Here is a 20246-nt window from a genome sequence, read left to right on the forward strand (position 1 = left end):
CGTCGGCGGACCGGCCACGATCGCCGGCCGCCCTCGCCGGTACGGTAGAAGCTCCCCCTGAGGGAGGTTCAAGTGTTCATGTCGCACGACGACGGCCTGTGCAGCATCGGTGAGCTCGCCGAGCGCGCGGGCGTCACCGTCAAGGCCGTCCGCTTCTACTCCGACAACGGCTTGCTGCCCGAGGCGTCCCGCAGCGCGGGCGGCCACCGCCGGTACGGTACCGACGCGCTCGGCCGCCTGCGCCTGCTCCGCTCGCTACGCGCCCTCGGACTCCCGGTGCGCGAGGTGCGCCGCGTCCTCGACGAGGAGGACACGGCAACGGACGGGGCGGGCAGCGTGCTGGAGAACGCCGTCGCGGGGCAGCTGCGCGAACTCGGCTCGCAGCTCACGGCCCTGCGCTGGCGGGAGGCCGGGATGCGGCTGGTGCTGGAGTGCCCGCCCGGCGAGCGGGCCGACCGCTTGCGCCTGATCGGGGCGGTGGCCGCTCCGCCGAGCACGGCCCCGCTGGCCCGGTTCTGGCGGGCCTGGCTGCCGCCGCGGATGCCGGCCCGGGCCACGGCCGCTTTCCTGGACGCCGCGGTGCCTCAGCCCCCCGACGAACCGGATCCGGCCCAGGTGCTCGCCTTCGCCCGGCTGAACGCGTTCGTGACCCGCCCGTGCACGGGCTCGGAGCGGCCCCAGCCCGAGGCGCACAGGAACGCGGGAGCCCGAGGCTCTGCCGTGCTGTACGCGGGCCTCGCGCAGGCGTACGAGCTCGCCGGCACACCCTTGCGCCGGGGTTGTGATCCCTGCCCCGGCGAGGAGCTGGACAGCTTCGTGGACGCGTACGCGAGCGCGTACGGCAGCCGGGACACCCCGGCCTTCCGCAGGCAGCTGGCCGGACAGCTCGCCACCGACCCGCGGATCGACCGGTACTGGGAGCTGGTGGCCGACGTGATCACGACGCCGGGTGGACCCCCTGAGCCGACCCCCGGGTCGGCACACGACTGGTTGTTCGCCGCGCTGCACGAGCAGACAGCCGCACCGGCGGGCTGACGCGCCCCGGCGGCACGGCTCCCGTTCCGGGCGTCAGCGCATCTGCGCCGTGATCGCCCACCGTTCGTGGTCCCGCCAGGCCCCGTCGATGAACAGGAAGTCCGGTGAGAAGCCCTCCAGGCGGAAGCCCGCCCTGCGCACCAGGGCGATCGAGCCCGCGTTCCCGGGCTGGATGTTGGCCTCCAGCCGGTGCAGGCCGAGCGGCCCGAAGGCGTAGTCGATGACGAGGCCGAGCCCCTCGCTCATCAGGCCGCGTCCGGTCGCGTGGACGAAGCCGCCGTAGCCGAGCGCACCGCAGCGGAATCCGCCCATGACGATGTTGTTGATGTTGATGAACCCGGCGATCGCACCGTCGGCAGCCGGGCTTCCGGCGGCGCCGTGCCGCTCGCACACCAGGAGCCCGGACCTCGTCGGGTCCCCGATGAGCGCCCCCGCATAGGCGGCGTACGTGTCGGGGTCGGCGGGCGGGAACAGCCAGGGCCGGTGCAGCTCCCGGCTCTCCCGGGCCCGGGCGGTGAACTCGTCCGCATCGGCGTGCGTGAAGGGGCGGATCGCCGTACGCGGTCCCTCGGCCAAGTAGGTGGTGTCGGACATCCGACCAGCGTAGATCGCCGCCGCCCGGCCCGTAGGGGGCCCGGCGGCGGAGTACGCCTACTTGGTGCGCCTGCGGAAGAAGTACGCGCCGCAGGCCATACCGGCCAGGAACATCACGATGAGCCACACGTACAGCGGCATGGTCACCAGCGGAACGATGAGGCGGACCTCGACCTCTTCGGTGTTCTCCACGATGAACACGATCGACAGGATCGCGATGATGATCACAAGGATGCGGGCCGGAGTGAACGCACCCGTGCTGTGCTTGCTGCCGCTCGACACATCCTTCGGGCTCATGAAGCGGCCCCTTCCTGGTTCCGATACGCCACCGCCCCCGGAGCACCAGGATGACTCCGTCCGGGTGCCCGGGGGCGGGGCTGTACGGCCATTCGAGTGACGGCCGTGAGCCGTGCTACCGCGTCACTTCGCCGTGCCGCCGACCACGGGCAGCTGCAGCACCCCGGTGTCCTGCGGCGCGCTGACGACCGTGACAGGCTTGATGCCCCGGTTGCCGAAGTACGCGCTGTCGCTTCCCGCGATCACGAATTCCAGCCGGTGCCCGGCCTCGTACCGGTGCACTATCCCCGGCAGCCGGACAGTGAAGGGGCGGGTCACGTCAGGCACCCGGACCGGCGAGACGAGCCGGTCGACCAGCGTCCTGGTGCCGTCCGGCGCCACGTCGTACACCTTGGCGAACAGGACGAGCTTGTCGGCGGCGTCCCCGCTGTTCTGCACGCGCTCCGTCTTCGGCGAGACCACCTTGAGTGTGGCCTTCGGGGCCCCGACCACATCGACGGCCGAGGTGAGCGGGGCGCTGGTCCAGCCGAGGTAGGTGCCCTTGGTGTCGTACGGCTTCGGGTCGGGGAGACCGACGATTCCGGCGAGCGAGCTCTCCGAGTGGCTGGTGGGGATCAGCCAGTTGGCGTACTGGCGGCTGCCGCGCGCGACCTCGGCGCGGTTGTCGACGAGCTTGCCGTCGCCGGAGAGGTACATCGTCCGCGTGAGGCCGGGAACGGCGTCCGCGGTGCCGTATCCGCTCTGCCAGTCCCGGTAGTAGGCGAACTCCGGTCCGGTGTCCGTCGTCGGCTCGTGGCGGAGATAGCGGCCGAACCAGGCGAGGATGCGCCCGCCGACGTAGCTGCTCTCCAGATTGCCCTGGCCCAGGTCGAGTTCACCCTCCACCTGGCCGCCGCTGTGGCCCCAGGCCTGCCAGATCATCTTGGCCGTGGTGCCCTGCGCCTTGAGCGTCCGGTACGTGGCGGTGGCCTCGTTGAGGTTGAACAGGCTGTCGGCCTGGCCCTGGACCAGAAGAGTGGGTGCCTTGACGCGGTTCAGGTACGAGACGGGCGAGACGCTGCGCGCGTAGTCGAGCATGGCGGTTGTCCTGTCGGCCGGGTAGCGGCCGGAGTTGAGCAGCCGGATGGTGTCGCAGGCCTGTGCGGCGAAGTGGAGACAGTTCAGGCTGCCGAAGCGCGACGGGTCGAGGCTGGGGCTGAGGATCGTCTGCCCCTCCCCCATCAGGTAGAAGCCGTTGGTCCACTGCCATTTGAAGACGCCGGCGGTGTCGGAGGAGACGCCCTCCCTCGCGCCGGTGTTGTTGGGTGCGAGTGCGTAGCCGAGGTCGTTCCAGGTGATGAGCGGGACGAGGGCGTCGACGCGGGGGTCGACCGCCGCGGTAGCCATCTGGATGGCTCCGCCGTACGAGCCGCCGATCATGCCGACCGTGGGGTCTCCGGGGCCGTCCTGGGTGATGAAGTCGGCCTTGGTGCCGTCGTCGGCGGCCCGGGTGCCGCCGAGGAAGTCGACGAGGGCGGCCGCCGCGCGGCCGTCCGTCTTCGGGTCGTCGAGCGTGATGAGGCAGCCGGACTTTCCGAAGCCCAGGCCGGAGTAGACGAGTCCGGCGTAGCCACGTGAGGCGAACGCCTTGCCGATCCCGTCGGTCGAACCGTCCGACTTGCTGCCGCCGAAGCCGTTGGTGGCGATGACGGCGGGCACCGGGTGCCGGGCGTCGGCCCCGGCCGGGCGGTAGAGGTCGGCGTCCACGGCGCAGGAACGTCCGCCCGCGGACACGGTGAACTTCAGCGGGGTGACGGTGTATTCGGACGCAGCGCCCGTCCCCGCCTGTGCGGTGCCGGCGAGCACCAGGGGCGCGGCGAGCGCGGCCCCGGCGACGAGGGCGAGCGGTCTGCGGGACAGGGACTGTGACGACTTCGACGAACTCGACGACTTCGACCGGGATCGGAAGCGGGAACCGGAGACAGCACGCGACACGAGGACCTCCACACCGAGGACACCTTACCGACCGGTAAGTATTGGGCCGCGCCCATGCTGTGACACAGGTCATAGCCATGTCAACGCCCGGGGCCGCGATTCCTGAAGGTCGTTCAGCTTCTCGTCCGACGGCCCCGCCGGGAACACCCTCGGCACACGGCGGCCGGACACCGCGAGGGCCCCGGCATGGCGCCGGGGCCCTCGCCAGGTCGCGGTGCGCTCAGACCAGCGCGGGCACCTCGACCGTGAGCGTGGCCGGACCACCGTCCGCCGGAGCGTCCAGCACGGCCGGCACCCCGAGCGGAATCGTCAGTCCGGTGGGGCCGTGTCCGAAACCGAGCTCCTCCACGACGGGAACGCCCAGCGGGCCGAGCCGGTCGGCGAGGACCGCCCGGACCTTCTCGTACGGTCCGCAGCCCGCCCACGAACCGCAGGCCACTCCGGCCAGTCCATCGAGCGCCCCGGCCCGCAACAGCTGGGTGAGGATGCGGTCGATGCCGTACGGGTCCTCGGTGGTGTCCTCGATGACCAGCAGCCCGCCGCGGGCCGAGGTGCGGCCGTGGGGGGTGGCGAGGTCCGCGGCGAGCAGGCTCACACAGCCGCCGTACGTGATGCCCCGGGCCCGCCCCGGCACCAGGGCCCTCGCCCCGTCGAGCCCGAGCGTCATGACCGTCTCGGGCTCGAACAGCGTGGCGCGCAGCGACTCCTGGGTTCGCGGGTCCTTCAGGAAGGTCTCGGTGCCCACCATCGGGCCCTGCAGCGTGGCGAGCCCCGTCCGCAGGGCGAAAGCCTCGTGGAGCACGGTGATGTCGCTGTATCCGACGAAGACCTTCGGCCCGGCAGCCCGCATCGCCGCCCAGTCCACCAGATCAACCATGCGGTGGACCCCGTACCCGCCGCGAGCGCAGATCACCGCGTCGACGGACGGATCGCACCAGGCATCCTGGAGGTCCCGGGCCCGCATCCCGTCGGTACCGGCGAGGTAGTCCAACTCCGGGTGCACGTCCAGCACATGCGGCATCACCACCGGGTCGAGTCCCCAGCCCCGCAGGAGGTCGAGGCCCGGTTCCAGCCGGTCGACCGGCACCGGCCCGCTCGGGGACACGACGGCGACCCTCGCGCCGGCCCGCAGCCGCGCGGGGCGGGTCAGGGGCGCGAGGTCCACTTGCTCCCCTGTCACTTCTTCAGCTCCAGCCGCGGCACGTCGGTCCGGTCGATTCCGAATGTCTGTGCGTACAGAGAGAGTTCGGCCTCCAGGGCGCTGATCATGGTCTCCGCGCGCCGGAAGCCGTGCCCCTCCCCCGGGTAGGTGAGATAGGCGTGCGGGATGCCCCGCCCCTGGACCGCGGCCAGGAACCGCTCGCACTGCACGGGCGGACAGATCGGGTCGTCCTCGCCCTGGAGGAGCAGGAAGGGAGTGGTGAGCCCGTCGGTGCGGCTGATCGGGGACCGGTCGCGGTAGCGGTCGGGGACCTCGGCGAGCGGGCCGACCAGCGACTCCAGGTACTGGGATTCGAAGTCATGGGTCTCGTCGGTGCCCCAGCCGGTCAGGTCCAGGATGGGATAGATGATCGTGCCGCAGGCGTAGACGTCGGTTCCGGTCAGCGAGGCGGCGGTGGTCCATCCGCCGGCGCTGCCACCGCGGACGGCGAGCCGGCGCGGGTCGGCGGTGCCCTCCGCGGCGAGTGCCCCGGCGACGGCTGCGCAGTCCTCCACGTCGACGATGCCCCACTGTTCGCGCAGCCGGTTGCGGTAGGCCCGGCCGTAGCCGGTGGAGCCCCCGTAGTTGACCTCGGCGACTCCGATGCCGCGCGAGGTGAAGTAGGCGATCTCCAGGTCGAGCACGAGGGCTGCGTGGCCGGTCGGGCCGCCGTGGGCCCACACCACGTAGGGTGGCAGCTCGCCGTCCGGGCCGGTCCGATCGGGGCTCCGCGGAGGGTAGACCTGGGCGTGGATCTCGCGGCCGCCGGGGCCGGTGAAGGTGCGGACGACGGGTTCGGGGTAGTACGAGGGATCGACCGCGTCCTCGTGGGGCGCGCCGATGATACGGGTGTGTCCCGTCGCCGTGTCCAGCTCCACGATCTCGTACGCGCTGTGCGGGCTCGCCGCGATGCCGATGACGCGGCTGCCCTGCACGGCGAGGGTTTCGGCCCATTCGGTCCAGGGCCCGGCGATGTCGACGAGGTCACCCGTCTCCGGGTCGAGGATGCCGAGCGTGGTGGATCCCCTGCCGTGGAGCGCAGCGATCAGCCCGTTGTCCAGCGGACAGAACCAGTTGAGCCCGATCTTCCACAGTGGTCCTGCGAACTCCTCCTCCCGGGGGCAGAGTGCGTCGACGGCACGGCTGTCCGGATCGGCTCGGTAGAGGTTCCACCACCCGCTGCGGTCACTGGCGAACAGCAACTGCCCATCGGCTGTCCACCGGACCTGCGGTACGGATTCCTCCGGGCCGCCCACGAAGGTCCGGACGCCGTGCAACGTGCCGTCCTCACCGATGTCGGCGAGCTTCACCTCGGTACCGTCCCACGGCATCCGCGGGTGGTCCCAGGCGATCCAGGCGACGCGCCGCCCGTCGGGCGACACCTCGGGGCCGGTGACGAACCGGTGCCCGTCATCGAGGAGTTCGCGCACCGCGGACCGGTCGTCGGCCGCCGAGCCGTCCAGCGGCACGGCGGCGAGCACCCGGCGCAGCTCGGTGGGTGCCTCTCCGGTGAACTCCTCCAGGACGCACCAGACCTCACCCGCCGTGCCGCGGTCCGGGTGCAGTCGCGGGTCGGCCCAGCGCAGTCCGCCGCCGATCCCGGAGACGGGGGTCAGGGGCCACGGCTCACGGGGCCCGTCGGGAGCGTAGGCGTACAGCCGCTGGTCGTCGAAGTGGACGAAGACGATCAGCGGTCCCCCCTCGGCGCGTTCGGTGCCGGCCCAGGGCCGTCCGCCGTACTCGATGACACGGCTGCGGGCGTTCCACGGCGCGGGCAGCTCCGTGGTGGTGCCGTCCGCCGACCGGCGGATCAGCGCGCGTCGGCCGGCCTCGGCCGGGCGCGGTTCCGTCCACCACAGCTCGTCGCCGACTGCTCCGACGTACTCGGGGCGGCCGTCGCGGGAGGCGGCCAGCGCGGCGTCGATCGGTGACGGCCAGCTTCCATAGGCCTGTGCGGATACCATGATCAATTCCCCCGAGTGGTTCAGGCGGTGCGCAGATAGTGGTCCAGGACCCGGACGCCGAAGTGCAGGGCCTCTACGGGGACGCGCTCGTCCACGCCGTGGAAGAGGGCCTGGTAGTCGAAGCCGAGAGGCAGTTTCAGCGGCGAGAAGCCGTAGCCGGTGATGCCGAGCCGGGAGAACTGCTTGGCGTCGGTGCCGCCCGACATGCTGTACGGCACGGCGTGGCCGTCCGGGTCGAACAGCTCGACGGCCGCCCGGAGTTTGGCGAAGGTGGGTGAGTCGACCGGTGCCTGGAGCGGCACCTCGCGGTGGTGGAACTCCCAGTCGACCGAGGGCCCTGTCAGCCGGTCCAGCGTGGCGTGGAACTCGTCCTCGCCGCCGGGGACCATCCGGCCGTCGATGTAGGCGGTGGCATGGCCCGGGATCACGTTGACCTTGTAACCGGCTTCCAGCATCGTCGGGTTGGAGCTGTTGCGGATGGTCGGCGCCACGAGGTCGGCGGCCGGGCCGATCTTGCCGAGGAGTTCGTCCACATCGAAGCCGGGAGCGTCGAGGTCGGGATGGATGCCGTGCAGGGCGGCGATCTCGGTGAGTGCGGCGCGGACGGTGGGGGTGAGACGCACCGGCCACTCGTGCTCGCCGATCCGGGCGACAGCCGCGGCGAGCAGGCTGACCGCGTTCGCGTGGTTGACCTTGGAGCCGTGCCCCGCCTTGCCGTGGGCGGTGAGCTTGAGCCATCCGGTGCCGCGTTCGCCCGCGGCGATGGGGTAGAGCGGCATGTTCGGCCCGGCGTGGAAGGTGAAGGCGCCCGACTCGCTGATGCCTTCCGTGCACCCGTCGAAAAGTGCGGCGTGCTGTTCGGCGAGGAATCCTGAGCCGTCGTCGGCGCTGGCCTCCTCGTCGGCGGTGTACGCGATCACGATGTCGCGGCGGGGGCGGATGCCGGCCCTTGCCCAGAACCGGACGACGGCGAGGACCATCGCGTCCATGTTCTTCATGTCGATGGCGCCACGGCCCCAGACGACTCCGTCGCGCACCTCGCCGGAGAAGGGGTGCACGGTCCAGTCGTCGGCCTCGGCGGGCACCACGTCCAGGTGACCGTGGACCAGGAGCGCGCCCGCGGACGGGTCGGTACCCGGAATACGGGCGACCACGTTGGTGCGGCCGGAAGTGCGCTCCAGCATCGCCGGTTCGAGTCCGGCGGCTGCCAGCCGCTCGGCGACGTACTCGGCGGCCGGGCGTTCACGGCAGTCGCCGCCGCCCCGGTTGGTGGTGTCGATGCGGATCAGTTCGGAGGTGAACGTCACCGATTCGTCGAGCGCGAGCTCGTCGACGCTGTCCTGGGGGGTGCTCGCCTCAGCCATACTGTTCCTCCACGGCGGACGACACGATGGTCGTCACCGCCTTGAACGTGCGGATACCTTCGTACATCGTCGCGCTGGTGTAGGCGACACGCCTCTCGCCGGAGGGTGCCACGCCGGGCACGACGGTGGCCGCGGCAGCCAGGTGCTCGGCGTCGAACTCCAGCTCCACGGTGAACGGCCCGCCGTCCACCGGCGTGTACCGCCCGGCGAGTGCGGCCGCCTCCTTGGCCGCCGCACGGATGTCGGCGGCGGTACGGGCAGGGGTGCGGCAGACCGCCGCGTAGCGCGACACATAGTCCTTGACGGCGACCGTCCGGGCGTCGGGGGCGTACCCCTCGGCGTCCACGCAGGTCAGGTCGTCGCCGGTGACGAGGATGACGGGGACGCCGTACTCAGCGGCCACGTGGGCGTTGAGGAGACCCTCACTGGCCCTGACCCCGTTGAGCCACACTCCGGTGATGGAGTTGGCCAGGTAGGTGTGGGCCAGGACGCCCTCCGTACCGGCGCCCGTGTGGTAACCGACGAAGGCAACGGCGTCGACGTCACCGTGCTGGATGCCCTCCACCATGCTGAGTGACTTGTGCTTGCCGGTGAGCATCTGGACACGGTCGTCGAGCCGCTCCAGCAGCAGGTTGCGCATGGTCCAGTGGGCCTCGTTGATGAGCACCTCGTCGGCACCCCCGTCATAGAAGCCGAGGGCGGCCGCGTTGACGTCGGAGGTGAACAGAGAGCGGCACCGCTCCCACTGGGGTGTGCCGGGCAGTACATCGGCCGGCCAGGTCACACCGGTGGCGCCTTCCATGTCGGCGCTGACGAGGATCTTCATGCGGCCACACGGTACGCGCCGATGAACGCGCAGGCCAGGGCCGCCGAGACCTCCAGAGGTCCATGCCACTGAAGGCCCAGTGCCCTGGCGCGCGGGTGCGTGGGTTTTCAGGCGGAGGCGGTGCGGTGTTCGTGGACGCGCTGTTCGTGGACGCGCAGGTTCAGCGTGACGAGGTCGAGCAGCGGCGTGTCGACGGACAGGCCGCGGGCCCGGTCCACGAGGTCACCGAAGACCTGCTCGGCCTCGGTCGGGACGCCCTGGGTCACGTCGCGGTACAACGACGCGGTGAGGGTCGATCCGTCGGTGGTGAGCATCGCGGCGACGGCGTCGAGTTCCTTCTCCCGCACGGGGTGGCCGGCGGCGGCCGCGACGGCGGCGCACTCGGCCAGGAGGGCGGTCACGAAACCCTGTCCGCCGGGAACGGCGCGGACATCGCCGACCGTTCCGCGCATCAGGCACGTCAGCCCTGCCAGGGTGCTGATGAACACCCACTTGCCCCACATCGCCGCGACGACGTCCTTGGACCGGTGCGTGTCGATGCCCGCCTCGTCGAGGACGGCCGCGATCGCGTCGACCCGCTCGGACGTGCCGGGCCCCTGCTGCTCACCGATCGTCAGGCTGGCGACCGGGGCGAGACGCACGATGTCGCCTTCCGCGTTCAGTGTGGTGATGATCCTGGCGACGCCGCCCAGCACAGCCTTCTCGCCGAACCGTTCGTTGAGCCGGGCCAGGTGCGCCATTCCGTTGAGCAGGGGCACGATCGCGGTCGCCGGGCCGACGGCCGGTGCGATGTCGTCGAGGGCCCCGTCCAGGGCCGTGGCCTTCACCGAGAGCAGCACCAGGTCGTAGGGGCCGGAGATTTCGTCCGCGGTGACGAGCCGGGGTGTGACCGTCTCCTCCTCCCCCAGTCCGGTGATGCGCAGCCCCCGCTCCCGGAGGGCGACGGCGCGGCGGGGACGGACCAGGAAGGTGACGTCCTTGCCCGCCTGCACGAGCCGGGCGCCGAAGTAGCCACCGGTGGCTCCTGCTCCTACGACCAGAATCTTCATGTAGTGCACCTTCCGGGGTCCGATCAAGGGTTCGGGGTGAGGGGCGGGGCCACTCAGCCGCCGATTCGCAGGACCAGCTTGCCGGTCGACGTCCGCCCTTCCATCAGCAGGTGTGCGTCGGCGGCGTCCGCCAGCGCGAACTCGGCCGTCACCGGAAGGTCGACGTGCCCGTCGGTCACGGCACGGAAGGCGCGCTCCGCGACGCCGCGCAGGGTGGCGGGGTCGTTCGCGGCCAGCTCCAGGATGGAGAAGCCGGCCACCGACCTGCTGCCCGGGTAGAGCTCGCTCTGCCCGACGCTCCAGGGCTGTGCGCCGCTCGCGTTGCCGAAGGAGACCAGCCGTCCGAAGACGGCGAGCGCGTCGACGCCGCGGCGCAGCGTGTCCCCGCCGACGGGGTCGAGCACCAGGTCGACGCCCCGGCCGCCGGTGGCGCGCCGGACCTCGTCCGGGAAGGTGTCGCCGACGAACACCTCGTCGTAGCCGTGGGCCAGGGCGTAGTCGGCCTTCGCGGCGGACGACACCACGCCGTACACGGCTCCGGCGCCCGCGGTCCTGGCCAGTTGCCCGGCCACCGTGCCGACTCCTCCGGCCGCACCCTGCACCAGCACGCTCTCGCCGGCCCGAAGCCTCCCGATCTCGTGCAGCAGGGCGTGTGCGGTCGGCAGCACGGTGGGCAGGGTGGCGCCGGTGCGCAGGTCAACGCCGTCGGGGAGCGGGAAGACGGTGGCGGCTTGTACGGCCACCACATCGGCGTATCCACCGCCGTCGAGGAACGCCGCGACCTCCTGCCCGGGCCTCAGCCCTTCGACCCCCTCACCGACGGCCCGCACCCGGCCCGACACCTCCAGGCCCGGAACGAAGGGCAGTTCGGGGACCCGGTACCCGACGGCCCTGGCCTTGAGGTCGGCGAAGTTGACTCCCGCGTAGGCGACGTCAATGGTCACCTGACCGGGACCGGGCTCGGGGGTGACCGCCTCGACCACGGTCAGCACCTCGGGCCCGCCGTACTCCTCGAACTCGATCGCACGCATGACAGACCGCCCCCTGAGAAGTGTTCAACGAAAAGCGAACACTTGGAGTGTAAGATATCCATCGAACACTCGGCAAGGGTCACGGAAACGGGGAGCACACGATGCCCAACCAGCCTGCGGGCAGCGGACACCGCGCCGCTCCGGTCCATACGGACCCGGCGGAGGTCTCCACGCTCGGAGCCCTGTCCGCGTTGGCCGATCCCGTCCGCCTCCAGCTGGTACGCGACCTGGCGGGCTCCGAGGACTGGACGCGCAGCTGCGGCAGCTTCGACGTACCCGTCGGCAAGGCCGCACTCAGCCACCACTTCGCCGTGCTGCGCGCAGCGGGCCTGGTGGAACAGCGCGACATGGGCCCGAAACGGGTCAACCGCCTGCGCCGCGAGGAGTTCGAGGCACGCTTCCCGGGCCTGCTGGACCTGCTGCTGCGGGCGGACGACGTCTGAACGGGCCTCCTCGACCGGACGGCCGGGGCACGCGAAAGGCCGGCGCCCCCGCAAGCGGAAGCGCCGGCCGTCCGTCGTTCAGCGGCGCTTCGCGCCCTTCAGCAGCTTCTCGATCCGGGCGAGTTCCTCGTCACCGAAGTCGAGGTTCCGGATCGCCTCGACGCTGTTCTCCAGCTGGGAGACGCTGCTCGCCCCGACCACCGCCGAGGTGACCCGGCCACCGCGCAGCACCCATGCCAGGGCCATCTGGGCCAGCGACTGGCCGCGGTCGGAAGCCAGTTGGTTCAGTTCGCGAAGTCGGCCGACCAGCTCGGGGGTCACGGCCTCGGCCGTCAGGAACGGGCTGCTGCCTGCCGCCCGTGAGCCCTGCGGAATGCCGCGGAGATAGCGGTCCGAGAGGACGCCCTGTTCCAGCGGCGAGTACGCGATGGAGCCGACACCCAGCTCGTCCAGCGCCGTGAGCAGGCCGTCCTCGACCCAGCGGTCCAGCATCGAGTAGCGGGGCTGGTGGATGAGCAGCGGGGTGCCGAGGTCCTTCAGGATCCGGGCGGCCTCCCTCGTCTGCTCGGCCGAGTAGTTGGAGACGCCCACGTACAGCGCCTTGCCCTGCTGCACCGCCGAGTGGAGGGCGCCCATCGTCTCTTCGAGCGGGGTCTCGGGGTCGGGCCGGTGGGAGTAGAAGATGTCGACGTAGTCGAGCCCGAGGCGGGTGAGGCTCTGGTCCAGCGAGGAGAGGAGGTTCTTGCGCGAGCCCCACTCCCCGTACGGGCCGTCCCACATCAGATAGCCCGCCTTGGTGGACACGATGATCTCGTCCCGGTGCCGGGCGAAGTCCGTCGCCAGCGCGCGGCCCATGGCCGTCTCGGCGGAGCCGGGCGGCGGGCCGTAGTTGTTCGCCAGGTCGAAGTGGGTGATGCCGAGGTCGAACGCCCGGCGGAGGATCTGCGCCTGGGACTCCGGCGTCCGGTCACCGCCGAAGTTGTGCCACAGACCGAGCGAGAGGGCGGGCAGCTTCAGACCGCTGCGCCCGGTGCGCCGGTACGGCATGTCCTGGTAGCGGTCGGCGGACGGGATGTACATGCGGGCTCCACGGGAGAGATCGTTCCGGTTCACGGCGGGGTACGACGTGCGGGGTCCAGGCTCGCTCACAACGATCCAGCAGTCCAACAGGAGATTCCGCTGGGATTCAGCGCCTATATTTCTCAATCATGGAGTTGCGTCAGCTGGAACACTTCGTGGCCGTCGCCCAGGAACAGCATTTCACCCGGGCCGCCGAGCGGGTCGCCGTGTCGCAGTCCGGCCTGTCCGCCTCCGTCCGGGCCCTGGAGCAGGAGCTGCGGACGCCTCTGTTCAGCCGGACCACCCGCAGCGTGCGGCTCACGGAGGCCGGGCGCGCCCTGCTGGTGGAGGCCGAACGCACCCTGGCGGGAGCGCGGGCGGCGAAGGAGGCCGTCGACGCCGTGCGGGGGCTGCTGCGCGGCACCCTGTCGGTGGGCGTGGAGCAGTGTGTGGCCGGGCTGAACCTGCCACGACTGCTCGCCGCCTTCCACCGCGAACACCCGCACATGGAGATCCGGCTCCGCCAGGAGGGGACGACGAACCTGGTCGACGGGGTGGCCGACGGGCGCCTGGACATCGCTTTCGCCGCCATGGTCTCCCCCGTGGGATGGCGCGGCGAGCTGGTCCCGCTGGCCCGCGAGCCCATGGTCCTGCTGTGCGCGCCAGGCCACCGGCTGGCCGCGGCGGACCGGGTCGGATGGGACGAGCTGGCCGGTGAGGCGTTCATCGACTTCCATCCGGACTTCGGGCCGCGCCGCGCCGCCGATGGGGCGTTCGCGGCCTCGCGGGTGCGCCGTACGGTGGCGCTGGAGGTCAACGACGTACACAGCCTGCTGGAGCTGGTGCGCGAGGGGCTCGGCATCGCGGTGGTGCCGCACCACTTCTCCCGCAAGCCCGAGGCCGGTCGTCTGGCGGCGGTCGCGCTCGACGGTGCGGACCAGCCGTACTACGAGAGCGTCGTGGTGCTGCCGGCGGCGCAGACGATGAGCCCGGGAGCGCGTGCGCTGATGGCGCTCGTGCGGGAGGCTTCGTGAAGGGCACGATGCCGTGGTGGGCTCGCAGCGCCCGAGGACGCGGGCGTGGTCGACCTCGCAGGCGGCGGGGTAGTCCAGGGCAGCCGGGCCGGCGTCGGCGAAGCGGACCTGCCAGGTGCATCCGCTTCCGCTGAACGGCCTGCCTGCCTTGCCCTTAGCCACCGCGCGCTCAGATGACGAACAAGCTGTCCGGCCCGCCGACCCGGCGGATCGCCTCCAGGGGATACCGGGTCTCGTGCATGCCTGCTCGGCAGTCTCCTCTTCGGCGTTGACCTGAACGTCCAGCCAGTCGTGCAGGGCCAGAACCCATCGGCGCAGCCGTACGACCTCGACGACATCACGGTCGCCCACGCTCTGTGGTCCGCGGGCTTCGTCCCGGGGGCGTGCCCGGATCAGCGGGCGGCCAGGACGAACCACCGCGCCGGCAGGTCGATCCGGGTCCCGTCGGGCAGGTACTCGGTCTGCGGCAGCACCGTGTCACCGCTGTCGAGGGTGGTCAGTCCCGCCGCCCGCAGCACCTCCGGCACCTCCTCCTCGGTGGCGCTCGCCGGTTTCAGCCCGTGCTCGAAGACGCGTCGCAACTTCTCGGGCGGCCCGTCCGGCCCCTGCGATGCGTGCTGCAGCACATCCTTGGAGGCCGGGGTCAGCTCGGCGACGAACGCCCGGCCCCGCTCCCCCAGCAGCGTCGCCACGGCGGCGGCGACCGCCGGCCTGGCCTCGGGTTCGCTCTGGTGGATGACCGCCCGCATGTAGACGTTCGTATCACCGATCCGCTTGTGCAGTGCGCGCACCGCGTCCCCGTCGACGAGGTCCAGCTGGATGAACTCGGCGACGCCTTCGGGGTCCGCGCGCCGGGCGTGGCCGATCGCCGCGTGCGAGAGGTCCACACCGATCGCCCGGGGGAAGCGGGTCGCGAGACAGCGGGTCTGCGTACCGTTTCCGCAGCCGAGGTCGACGACGGGCAGCGAGGCGTCAGCGTACGGCAGGAGCAGTTCGCTGTGCGGCACGGCGCTCAGCGAGGGGTCGGCGTCCCAGATCGCCTCGCCGGGTGCGTCCGACGTCGTCGACCAGAAGCCTTCCCACGCCTCGCGGTACTGCGGTGACACATCCATGCGCGCTCCCAAGTCCGGCCGTCCCGAGGCTATTCGCTCAGCACCGGACTACCGTCCTCCGCCTCCCGGGGCAAGGGGGCGTACAGCATCGACCGCGCGGTGAACGCCGCTCCTTCACCAGGCGACCGGCCGAGGGTTCGGGAAACGGGAGAGCGCCAGTTCGAACCAGACGGTCTTGCCGTGCCCCGTGCTGCTCGTGCCCCATTCCCGGGCGAGGCTGCTCACCAGGACCAGCCCGCGGCCGAATTCGTCGTGTTCGGTGGCGCCCAGCAGCGTGGCGGGGGCGGGCTCGTCGTCGCTGACTTCGCAGAGCAGGGCCCCGGTGCGCACCAGCCGGAGCCCGATGTGGTGGGTCCGGCCGTGCTTCACCGCGTTGGTGACGAGCTCGCTGACCATCAGCTCGGCTGCCTCCACCGCGTCCGGCAGCTCCCAGTCGAGGAGGCGGCCGCGGACGAGCCGGCGGGCCCGGGCCACCTCGCGCGGATCCAGGGCCAGTTGCCATTCGGCGACGTCGTCGCCCGGGATGCCGTTGAGCCGGGCCATCAGCAGGGCCACGTCGTCCTTGCGGCCGCCACTGGGATTCAGCGCCCGGATGATCGTGTCGCAGGCGTCGTCCATCGACGCGGCGGGATGGGCGGCGGAGGCGCAGAGCGCGGCCAGACCCGCTCCGATGTCCTGGCCACGCACCTCGACCAGACCGTCGGTGCAGAGCACCAGCCGGTCGCCCGGGCGCACCCGCACGGTGGCGGTCTCGAAGGCGACCCCTCCGACGCCGATCGGGGCTCCGGTCGGCAGGTCGAGCAGCTCGGCCCGGCCGTCCTCGGCCCGGACCAGCACGGGCGGGATGTGCCCGGCGTTGGCGATCTGGAGTTCGGAGCGGATCGGGTCGTAGACGGCGTAGAGGCAGGTGGCGAGGTACTGCTCACCGAGCCGCTGAGCCAGGTCGTCGAGGTTGCGCAGCAGTTGTGCGGGCGGCATCTCCATGGTGGCCATGGTCAGTACGGCCGTACGCAACTGACCCATCATCGCCGCCGAGTTGAGGCCGTGGCCCATGACGTCGCCGACGACGAACGCGGTGCGTGAGCCGGGGAGCTTCACCGAGTCGAACCAGTCGCCGCCGACCCTGCCGAGCCTGGCGCCGGGCAGGTAGCGGGTGGCGATGTCGCAGCCCGCCATGCGCGGTTCGATCTGCGGCAGCATGCTGTCCTGAAGGGTCTCGGCGACGTTCTCCTGGTACGTGTACATGCGGGCGTTGTCGAGTACGAGACCGGCCCTGGCGGCGAGTTCGGCGCCGGTGGTGCGGTCCATGTCGTCGAAGGGTTCGCGACCGGGGCGGCGCATCAGCACCATGAAGCCGAGCACCACGTCACGGGCCTTGAGCGGGACGATGAGCAGGGAGCGGTGCGTGATCAGGGGGCGCAGGTCGCGCTTCTCGAACTCCCCCGAGATCCGGTTGCTCAACTCCTCGCTGACGTACGGCACGATGACCGGTTCGCCGGTGACCATGCACTGGAAGAACGGGGTGTGCTCGGGGAAGGCGATGGATTCACCGACGGGCACGGTGTCGTCCCAGCGGCCCGGTTCGTCGTTGTGCTCGACCCAGACACGGTGCCAGACCGTCGTGACGTCGGGCGGGCCGTCGGGGAAGCCCTCGCCGGCCAGGACCGCGGCGCGCAGATGCGTACCCGCGAAGTCGGTGAAGCGGGGCACGGCGGCGCTCGTGACCTCGCGAATGGTCCGTTCCAGGTCCAGGGAGGTGCCGATACGGCCACTGACCTCGTTGAGGAACTCCAGGCGCTCGCGGACCGCCGCGTATTCGAGGTCCAGCTCGGGGCGGGGTGCGGCGCGCGGCGCGGGGGAACCCCCGACGGCGTCCTGCGGGCCGTCGGCCGCGCGGTGTCCGGCGCGCCGCGGTACACCCCAGTCGGGAGTTACCGGGATCCGGTCGTGGTGGCTGAACTCCAGCACGGGATATCCGAGTTCCAGGACCTGGGAGACGATCCGGGTGGCTTCCTGGACGCTCATGCTCGGCAGGATCTCAGGCAGTCGCGAGGAGAGCTCCCGGTATCCGGGGAAGTCGGTGTGAAGGGCGAATCCAGGGGCGATCGTCTCGTTGTCCCGGGCCTCGCCCTTCCTGTCGCCCCGCAGCGGCGCGGAGTCCGCGGCGAGCACGAGCAGACGCTCGGGGCCCGGGCCGACCAGCGGATAGGCCCACCACAGCACGTCGATGCGGCCGCGGTCCGGTTCGTCGACACGCGCGCGGCCGGCCGCCGGGTAGGCGACGGTCCCGCTGAGGGAACTGTCGAGTTCGGGGCCGAACTCGGCGTACGCCGCATCCGGCAAGGGGTCTCCGCGTTGCCGTAAGGCACCGGCGACCGGCAGGAGTTCACCCGCGGGGCAACCGACGGCGTCCTCCCGGGAGACCCCGAAGAGTTTTCTCGCGCCGGTCGACCAGTGCGAAACCAGGCCGTCCGTGTCGACGACGACCACGGCGAGCGGCACGCGGCCCGCCGCGGCGTCACGCGGGTGCGGTGTCCTCTGCGGCGGCACACCGAGGTCCATGGGTGGAAGGCTCCTTCCTCACCGCAAGGTTCTGCGGTGCGTGCGTCCACGGTACGGCCCCGCGTCCGGTGTCGCGGGGCATCGGCCGAATCACCCCCGCGGGGGTGGTGGGCGCGTCCAGCCGTGCCGCACCACCGGCCAGGCGGCGAAGCGGAACGGTGACCGGCCCCTTCGCCGGGTGGCCACCGGTCCGGCCCTCAGTCCTCGTGACCCAGCTGGAGGTCACGCTCCGTGCGCCCGCCCCCCGCGACCTGGAGCACGGTGGCGACCGGCGGGTAGCCCGCGGCGATCACGGTGTACTCGCCCGTGGACAGGTCCACGAAGCGGAACGAGCCGTCGGGTCCGGTGGTCAGCGTGTCGACGACGTTGCCGGCCGCGTCCAGGAGCGTCACCCGCGCATCCTCGACGGGCCGTCCGCCACTGGCCCGGACGATCCCGCGCAGCACCGCGCCGCCGGCCAGTTCGATGTCCTGCCGGGTCTCCCTGGCCGCCTGGACGCTGACCGGCAGCGCGGCGGGCCGGAAGGCGGGTGCGGAGGCGGCGAGGGTGTACTCCCCCGCGACCAGTTCCGTGATCACGTACCCGCCCTCGCGCCCGCTGCGCGTGGAGGCGACCACTTCGCCGCGTACGTCGGTCAGGGTGACGGCTGCGTTTCGTACGGGAAGACCGTCCGCGGTCACGACGGTCCCGGCCAGCCGGCCCGCGCCGCCGAGTACCACGTCGAGCTCCACGGGCCGTTCACCCACCGTGACACTGACGGCCTGCGGCTGGTGGCCCCCCGCTGCGGCGATGAGGACGTACGACCCGGCTCCGGGCACGCTGAGCGCGTACCGCCCCTCCTCTCCGCTGGCGCCCCTGCCGACCTGCTGGCCCTGGACGTCGATGAGGGTGAGGGCGGCGCGCGGGACCTTCGTGCCGTCGGAGTGCTGGACGCTGCCGCAGACCGGCACCCCGGAGAGGTACCCGGTGGAGGGGGTGCCGGGGTCGATACGGGCGGAGGGGATGGTCGCGGGCTCGGCTGCGGTTTCGGGGCTGTGGTGGGACACCAGCGGTTTCTCCTTGAGGAAGAAGGCGAAGAACAGGCCGAGCGCGAGGACCGGCACGAGGTAGAGGAAGATCCGGGGCATTGCGTCGGCGTACGCCTGGATGTAGGCGTCCCGCAGTGCGGGCTCCATGGCGTGTACCAGCTGCGGCGTGATCGACTCCGGGTCGGGCAGGCCGGCTCCGGAGGGAAGCCGCACGGCGAGCGCGTCGGCCAGCCGTCCGGCGAAGAGCGTCCCGAACACGGCGGCGCCGACGCTGCCGCCGATCTGCCGGAAGTAGTTGTTGGCACTGGTGGCGGTGCCGAGGTCGGCGGGGCGCACGGAGTTCTGCACGGCGAGGACCAGTACCGGCATGATCAGGCCGATCCCCAGGCCGAGGACCGCCTGCGCGATGCTGTACTCGAACCGTGGAGTATCCGTTTCGAGCCGGGACAGCAGCCACATGCCCACCGCAGAGATCGCGCTGCCCGCGATCGGGTAGACGCGGTAGCGGCCGGTACGGGAGATCAGCTGGCCGGAGACGACGGAGGCGCCGACGATGCCGCCCATCATCGGCAGCATCAGCAGCCCGGACTCGGTCGCGGTGGCCCCGTCGACCATCTGCAGGAAGGTCGGCAGATAGCTGGCCGCACCGAACAGCGCCACCCCGACGACCGCACCGACGAGGGCCGTGACGTTGAAGATCGAGTCGCGGAACAGCCGCAGCGGGATGATCGGTTCGGGCGCGCGGTGTTCCACGGCGAGGAACAGCAGAGTCGTCCCGGCGGCTCCGGCGGCCAGTCCCAGGATGGTGCGCGACCCCCAGGCGTACTCCGTACCGCCCCAGCTGGTCAGCAGGACGAGGCAGGTGGAGGCGGCGGCCAGCAGCACGGCTCCGAGGATGTCGAGCCGGGGCCGGACCGTGGGCTTGGGGAGCTTCAGCACGACGGTGATGACGACGAAGGTCACCAGACCGAACGGGACGTTGATGTAGAAGCACCAGCGCCACGAGGCGTGGTCGGTGAAGAAGCCTCCGAGCAACGGGCCCGCCACGGACGCGAGTCCGAAGGCCGCGCCGATGAGCCCCATGAACCGGCCGCGCTCCCTCGGCGGGACCACGTCCGCGATGATCGCCTGGACGCCGATCATCAGCCCGCCGCCGCCGACGCCCTGGATGGCACGGAAGGCGATCAGTTCGTCCATGGTGCGCGACCAGCCGGCCAGCGCGGAGCCGACGACGAAGACGACGATCGCGAACTGGAAGACGCCCTTGCGTCCGAAGAGGTCACCGAGTTTGCCGTAGACGGGCAGTCCGATGGTCGAGGCCAGCAGATAGGCGGTGACCGCCCAGGACATCTTCTCCAGGCCGTGCAGCTCGCCGACGATCTTCGGGAGGGCGGTGGCGACGATCATCTGGTCGAGCGCCGCGAGCAGGAGCGTGAGCATCAGCCCGATGAAGACGAGCCGGATGCGGCGGGGGTCCGTGGCTCCGTCACCCGCCGGGGCCGGGGCGGCGGGCTCCGTCGCGACGGGCGGTGGAGGCGGGACGGCCACGGACACCGCCTCGGCGCTCCCCGTATCGCCGGGCTCGTCCTTCACCAGAGTGATCCCACCCACCACGTGCCGCTCCCCTCGTCGCGCTGCCGCCGCCCATTTCTCGCATCGGGCGACAAGCGAGG

At 71.5% G+C, this 20246-nt stretch carries 16 protein-coding genes; 3 read left to right on the top strand and 13 right to left on the bottom strand.

All coding sequences use genetic code 11. The annotated features are described in order from the left end of the window. Window positions 1-78: 78 nt before the first annotated feature. Window positions 79-1035 (top strand): MerR family transcriptional regulator, encoded by a 957-nt coding sequence (locus OG538_RS04390; RefSeq protein ID WP_406090322.1) that lies wholly within the window; start codon window positions 79-81, stop codon window positions 1033-1035. A gap of 33 nt (window positions 1036-1068) precedes the next feature. Here OG538_RS04390 and OG538_RS04395 read toward each other — a convergent pair whose 3' ends face one another. The 9 genes from OG538_RS04395 to OG538_RS04435 all read right to left on the bottom strand — a co-directional run bounded on the left by OG538_RS04395 (window position 1069) and on the right by OG538_RS04435 (window position 11335). Next, window positions 1069-1629 carry a GNAT family N-acetyltransferase gene (locus tag OG538_RS04395; protein WP_406090325.1) on the bottom strand — a complete coding sequence of 187 codons (561 nt, stop codon included), beginning with the start codon at window positions 1627-1629 and terminating at the stop codon, window positions 1069-1071. 57 nt (window positions 1630-1686) lie between these two features. Beyond that, entirely contained in the window at window positions 1687-1926 is a 240-nt protein-coding gene (locus tag OG538_RS04400; RefSeq protein WP_406090327.1) for a DUF1049 domain-containing protein, read from the bottom strand. 123 nt (window positions 1927-2049) lie between these two features. Continuing rightward, on the bottom strand, window positions 2050-3825 hold the full coding sequence (locus OG538_RS04405) for a CocE/NonD family hydrolase (RefSeq protein WP_406099979.1): 1776 nt from the start codon (window positions 3823-3825) through the stop codon (window positions 2050-2052). 295 nt (window positions 3826-4120) lie between these two features. Beyond that, window positions 4121-5065 carry an LD-carboxypeptidase gene (locus OG538_RS04410; RefSeq protein WP_406099980.1) on the bottom strand — a complete coding sequence of 315 codons (945 nt, stop codon included), beginning with the start codon at window positions 5063-5065 and terminating at the stop codon, window positions 4121-4123. 11 nt (window positions 5066-5076) lie between these two features. Beyond that, complete coding sequence (locus OG538_RS04415) at window positions 5077-7065, bottom strand: prolyl oligopeptidase family serine peptidase (RefSeq protein WP_406090329.1); 1989 nt, start codon at window positions 7063-7065, stop codon at window positions 5077-5079. 20 nt (window positions 7066-7085) lie between these two features. Then, complete coding sequence (locus tag OG538_RS04420; protein WP_406090331.1) at window positions 7086-8429, bottom strand: M20/M25/M40 family metallo-hydrolase; 1344 nt, start codon at window positions 8427-8429, stop codon at window positions 7086-7088. Then, window positions 8422-9255: a M55 family metallopeptidase gene (locus tag OG538_RS04425; RefSeq protein WP_406090333.1), complete on the bottom strand. Its 834-nt coding sequence runs from the start codon at window positions 9253-9255 to the stop codon at window positions 8422-8424. The genes OG538_RS04420 and OG538_RS04425 overlap by 8 nt, the downstream gene beginning before the upstream one ends. Before the next feature lie 107 nt (window positions 9256-9362). Beyond that, window positions 9363-10304: a ketopantoate reductase family protein gene (locus OG538_RS04430; RefSeq protein WP_406090335.1), complete on the bottom strand. Its 942-nt coding sequence runs from the start codon at window positions 10302-10304 to the stop codon at window positions 9363-9365. Window positions 10305-10357: 53 nt separating this feature from the next. Next, a complete protein-coding gene (locus tag OG538_RS04435) occupies window positions 10358-11335 on the bottom strand; it encodes a zinc-binding alcohol dehydrogenase family protein (protein ID WP_406090337.1) in 978 nt (325 codons plus the stop codon). 101 nt (window positions 11336-11436) lie between these two features. Between OG538_RS04435 and OG538_RS04440 the strand changes: the two genes are divergently transcribed. Next, window positions 11437-11778 (top strand): ArsR/SmtB family transcription factor, encoded by a 342-nt coding sequence (locus OG538_RS04440; protein WP_406090339.1) that lies wholly within the window; start codon window positions 11437-11439, stop codon window positions 11776-11778. Window positions 11779-11856: 78 nt separating this feature from the next. On the opposite strand, the gene OG538_RS04445 is transcribed toward OG538_RS04440, so the two are convergent. Further along, window positions 11857-12858, bottom strand: a complete 1002-nt coding sequence (locus tag OG538_RS04445; protein WP_406090341.1) for an aldo/keto reductase — start codon at window positions 12856-12858, stop codon at window positions 11857-11859. 128 nt (window positions 12859-12986) lie between these two features. Between OG538_RS04445 and OG538_RS04450 the strand changes: the two genes are divergently transcribed. Then, the gene (locus tag OG538_RS04450) at window positions 12987-13871 is read left to right on the top strand and encodes a LysR family transcriptional regulator (RefSeq protein ID WP_406090343.1); all 885 of its coding nucleotides are present in this window, start codon (window positions 12987-12989) and stop codon (window positions 13869-13871) included. 392 nt (window positions 13872-14263) lie between these two features. Here the strand turns inward: OG538_RS04450 and OG538_RS04455 are convergent, their stop codons facing one another. The 3 genes from OG538_RS04455 to OG538_RS04465 all read right to left on the bottom strand — a co-directional run bounded on the left by OG538_RS04455 (window position 14264) and on the right by OG538_RS04465 (window position 20187). Next, window positions 14264-14983, bottom strand: coding sequence for a class I SAM-dependent methyltransferase (locus OG538_RS04455; RefSeq protein ID WP_406090345.1), 720 nt, complete (start codon window positions 14981-14983; stop codon window positions 14264-14266). 114 nt (window positions 14984-15097) lie between these two features. Beyond that, window positions 15098-17545, bottom strand: a complete 2448-nt coding sequence (locus OG538_RS04460) for a SpoIIE family protein phosphatase (RefSeq protein ID WP_406090347.1) — start codon at window positions 17543-17545, stop codon at window positions 15098-15100. A 197-nt stretch (window positions 17546-17742) separates the two neighbouring features. Further along, on the bottom strand, window positions 17743-20187 hold the full coding sequence (locus tag OG538_RS04465; RefSeq protein WP_406090349.1) for an MFS transporter: 2445 nt from the start codon (window positions 20185-20187) through the stop codon (window positions 17743-17745). Between the last annotated feature and the right edge of the window lie 59 nt (window positions 20188-20246).

Origin of the sequence: Streptomyces sp. NBC_01013, assembly GCF_045162765.1 — a bacterium.
Classification (GTDB): domain Bacteria; phylum Actinomycetota; class Actinomycetes; order Streptomycetales; family Streptomycetaceae; genus Streptomyces.

What these genes read in the sequence shown, in the direction of transcription:
- OG538_RS04455 (WP_406090345.1), bottom strand. Translation starts at nt 14,983, where the DNA reads ATGGATGTGTCACCGCAGTACCGCGAGGCGTGGGAAGGCTTCTGGTCG.
- OG538_RS04425 (WP_406090333.1), bottom strand. Translation starts at nt 9,255, where the DNA reads ATGAAGATCCTCGTCAGCGCCGACATGGAAGGCGCCACCGGTGTGACC.
- OG538_RS04460 (WP_406090347.1), bottom strand. Translation starts at nt 17,545, where the DNA reads ATGGACCTCGGTGTGCCGCCGCAGAGGACACCGCACCCGCGTGACGCC.
- OG538_RS04390 (WP_406090322.1), top strand. Translation starts at nt 79, where the DNA reads ATGTCGCACGACGACGGCCTGTGCAGCATCGGTGAGCTCGCCGAGCGC.
- OG538_RS04445 (WP_406090341.1), bottom strand. Translation starts at nt 12,858, where the DNA reads ATGTACATCCCGTCCGCCGACCGCTACCAGGACATGCCGTACCGGCGC.
- OG538_RS04420 (WP_406090331.1), bottom strand. Translation starts at nt 8,429, where the DNA reads ATGGCTGAGGCGAGCACCCCCCAGGACAGCGTCGACGAGCTCGCGCTC.
- OG538_RS04415 (WP_406090329.1), bottom strand. Translation starts at nt 7,065, where the DNA reads ATGGTATCCGCACAGGCCTATGGAAGCTGGCCGTCACCGATCGACGCC.
- OG538_RS04395 (WP_406090325.1), bottom strand. Translation starts at nt 1,629, where the DNA reads ATGTCCGACACCACCTACTTGGCCGAGGGACCGCGTACGGCGATCCGC.
- OG538_RS04430 (WP_406090335.1), bottom strand. Translation starts at nt 10,304, where the DNA reads ATGAAGATTCTGGTCGTAGGAGCAGGAGCCACCGGTGGCTACTTCGGC.
- OG538_RS04450 (WP_406090343.1), top strand. Translation starts at nt 12,987, where the DNA reads ATGGAGTTGCGTCAGCTGGAACACTTCGTGGCCGTCGCCCAGGAACAG.
- OG538_RS04435 (WP_406090337.1), bottom strand. Translation starts at nt 11,335, where the DNA reads ATGCGTGCGATCGAGTTCGAGGAGTACGGCGGGCCCGAGGTGCTGACC.
- OG538_RS04400 (WP_406090327.1), bottom strand. Translation starts at nt 1,926, where the DNA reads ATGAGCCCGAAGGATGTGTCGAGCGGCAGCAAGCACAGCACGGGTGCG.
- OG538_RS04440 (WP_406090339.1), top strand. Translation starts at nt 11,437, where the DNA reads ATGCCCAACCAGCCTGCGGGCAGCGGACACCGCGCCGCTCCGGTCCAT.